This window comes from Streptomyces sp. MnatMP-M17 (assembly GCF_900091995.1).
Lineage (GTDB): Bacteria > Actinomycetota > Actinomycetes > Streptomycetales > Streptomycetaceae > Streptomyces.
On sequence record NZ_FMDK01000735.1, the window covers coordinates 1 to 3,124 of the forward strand.

General features: G+C 72.8%; 2 protein-coding genes. Both read left to right on the forward strand.

What is annotated here, in order from left to right:
* Positions 1-293 precede the first annotated feature (293 nt).
* On the forward strand, positions 294-698 hold the full coding sequence (locus GA0115259_RS29450) for a hypothetical protein (RefSeq protein ID WP_093602660.1): 405 nt from the start codon (positions 294-296) through the stop codon (positions 696-698).
* Between the two features lie 83 nt (positions 699-781).
* Complete coding sequence (locus tag GA0115259_RS29455) at positions 782-2,950, forward strand: phage holin family protein (protein ID WP_093602662.1); 2,169 nt, start codon at positions 782-784, stop codon at positions 2,948-2,950.
* The last annotated feature ends 174 nt before the right edge of the window (positions 2,951-3,124 follow it).

Sequence of the window (3,124 nt, forward strand, 5' to 3'; positions counted from 1 at the left end):
GCTCCGCCCACCGGCCCCTCCGCCCGCCCCGGGCGCGATCTCCGCACTCAGCGTACGGTGGCGGGCGCGCGGGCGGGCAGGCATGGCGACGCCCAGTACGACGGCCCAGTGCGCGAGCCCAGTGCGCGAGCCCTGTGTGCGAGCCGTGCGCGCGGGCCGGATGCGCCTGATCGCGCGCCCCTTGCCCGCCGGTACGCGCCTGCCGGACGAGGGCGCCCTCGGAGTAGGGTCTGCGGACGAGGCCGAGTGCGGGAGCGGTTGGGGGAACAGCCATGGACGACGTACGGACAGCCATGGACGATGTACGGGTGGCCTCGATCGCCAGCCTGACCCCGCTGGAGGAGCTCGACCGGGATCCCTTTCTCGTGGACACCCGCGGCCAGCACGCGATGTGCGCGCGCTGGGCCGAGGACAAGGGCTATGTCGTCACCAGGCAGCTGCTCCTCTACGGACTGCGGCCCAGCCACCGCGGACTGTGGGTGGATGTCGACGCGGGACTGGTGGATCTGTTCGTCGCCGCCAATGAGCGGGTGCTCGACCGGGCGCTCACATCGGTGCGGGCCTTCGCCGCGGAGTGCGAGCGCAGAGGCGTACGGCTGGAGACCGTCGGGCTGGACGAACCGCCCTACGACGCCGCCATGAAGGCCGGTGTCCACCGCAGGATGTCGATGCCGACGGCCGGCTACGACGGCCGCTGACGCCCGGGACCCGCCGCGCGCTGTGCGAGGCTGGGCCGGAGCCCGTGGAGGTGCACGGGCCCGGACGTGAGGTGACAGGGGAAGTGCTCCAGGGGCGGTGGCGTACGACGGGCTTGGCCCTGCTGCGGGTGATCGTCGTATGGGCGGTGTCCTCGCTGACCATGCTGGTGCTCGCCGGGATCCTGCCGGACTTCCGGCTCCAGTCCGGCGACGGCGAGAGCATCACCAAGGTCGCGCTCACCGCGGCCTGGGGCGCGGGCGCCTTCGGTCTGCTCGGCGCGCTGGTCTGGCCTCTGCTCGTACGGGCCCTGCTGCTGGTGCCCGCGCTGGTCCTCGGTCTGCTGGTGTTCTTCCTCAACGGCTCACTGCTGCTGTTCGCGCTCTGGATCATTCCCGTCGGCCAGGGCGCGGCCAACGCGGAGACGGCGGTGGTGGTCGCGGCCGTGATGTCCGCCGTCGCCTCCGCGACCTCCACCGGACTCGCGGTCGGTGACGACGACGCCTACCGGCGCAGGCTCTCGCGCCTCGCCGACCGGCGCAGGCGCAGAAGCGGCGAGGACGGCCGGCACGGCGGACAGCCCGGTACGGTCTTCCTCCAGCTCGACGGAGTGGGCCACCGGGTGCTGGAGGAGGCCGTCGCCGAGGGCGTCATGCCTCATGTCGCCGCGTGGCTCGGCGAGAATCCGACCCACCGGCTGACACCGTGGCGTACCGACTGGTCCAGCCAGACCGGCGCCAGCCAGCTCGGCATCCTGCACGGCACCAACCACGATGTCCCGGCCTTCCGCTGGTACGAGAAGGACAGCGGCCGGATCATGGTCAGCAACCGGCCCGCGAGCGCCGCCGTGCTCCAGCGCCGGGCCATCGAACGGACCGGTGACGGCGGGCTGCTCACTCTCGACGGCGCCAGCCGCGGAAATCTCTTCAGCGGCGGCGCCGACCAGCTCGCGCTGGTGCTGTCGATGGCCGCGCGGCGCGGCAGGGCCAACCGCTCCCGCGCCGGCTACTTCGCCTACTTCTCGGATCCGGCCAACGCCGTCCGTACGGTGGTCTCCTTCGTCGCGGACGTCGGCCGCGAGATCGGCCAGTCGACACGGGCGCGGCTGCGCGGCGACCGGCCGCGGGTGAGCCGGGGCGGGCTCTATCCGTTCATCCGGGCCTTCGCGACCGTCGTCGAGCGCGATGTGGTGGTCGCGGCCGTCCTGGGCGACATGCTGGCGGGACGGACCGCCGTCTACGCCGACCTCGTCGCGTACGACGAGGTGGCCCATCACTCGGGCCCGCACAGCAAGGACGCGCTCCGGGTCCTCCGGCGTCTTGACCGCTCCGTCGGCCTGATCGCCAGGGCGGCCGAGCACGCGCCGCGCACCTACCGGATCGTGCTGCTCTCCGACCACGGCCAGAGCCCGGGAGCGACCTTCGAGCGCGCCTACGGACTCACCATCAGGGATCTGGTCAGAGCGGGCTGCGGACTGCCCGTACCGCGCAGGGCCCAGCGGACGAAGAGCGGCGCCGAGGCGCGCGACGCCGCACGCCACGCCGTACGCTCCGCACTCCACCGGCCGGAGCGGGAAGGGACCGTGGAGCCGGCGGAGCCGGGCTCGGACCCGGTCGTGCTCGCCTCCGGCAATCTCGCGCTGATCTCCTTTCCCGATGTACCGGAGCGGATGAGCCGCGAGCAGATCGACCGGCGCCATCCGGCGCTGCTGCGCACGCTGGCCAGCCATCCGGGGATCGGCTTCCTGCTGGTACGGAGCGAGGAGTACGGCTCGGTGGTGCTCGGGCCGGGCGGCGCCGAGGTGCCGGTCGCCGAGCTGGACGGCACGGGACCGCTGGCCCATATGGGTCCCGGCGCGGCCGACGCCGTACGCCGTACCGACTCCTTCCCGCATGTCGCGGACATCATGGTCAACTCGATGTACGACCCCGCGACCGGGCAGGTGCACGCCTTCGAGGAGCAGATCGGCTCGCACGGCGGGCTCGGCGGCGAACAGTCGGGGGCCTTTCTGCTGTCGCCGCTGGTGCTCTCGGCGCCGGTTCCCGCGCGGAGCGAGAACAGCGGCGGTGACGGTCACGACGGGCGGGACGGTGGCGGTGAACTCGTCGGTGCCGAGGCCGTGCACCGGGTGTTCAGGCGCTGGCTCCGCGAGGGCAGCGGACCTCAGGTGCCGCTGGGCACGGTGAGCGCCGAGGCGGCGAACGTGTGGTCCACCGAAGTACAAACTGCCGAAGGCGAGCTGGACTCGGCATAGCGCTCATCCCCCATGCGAGCGATTTCCGCCGGTAGCAGGACACGCCACGGCGGTACCTGGGCAGAGGACGCATGTCCAGGAGGTCGTGCCCATGTACCATGCCGCGCCCGCAGTCACCCGTGCCGCAGCCGCTCGGGCTGCCGCCGCGCGGCGGGCCGGGCTGGTGACGCTGCT

Bases quoted from the DNA above. Each gene is read 5' to 3' on its own strand.
- GA0115259_RS29450 (WP_093602660.1), top strand. From the start codon at position 294: ATGGACGATGTACGGGTGGCCTCGATCGCCAGCCTGACCCCGCTGGAG.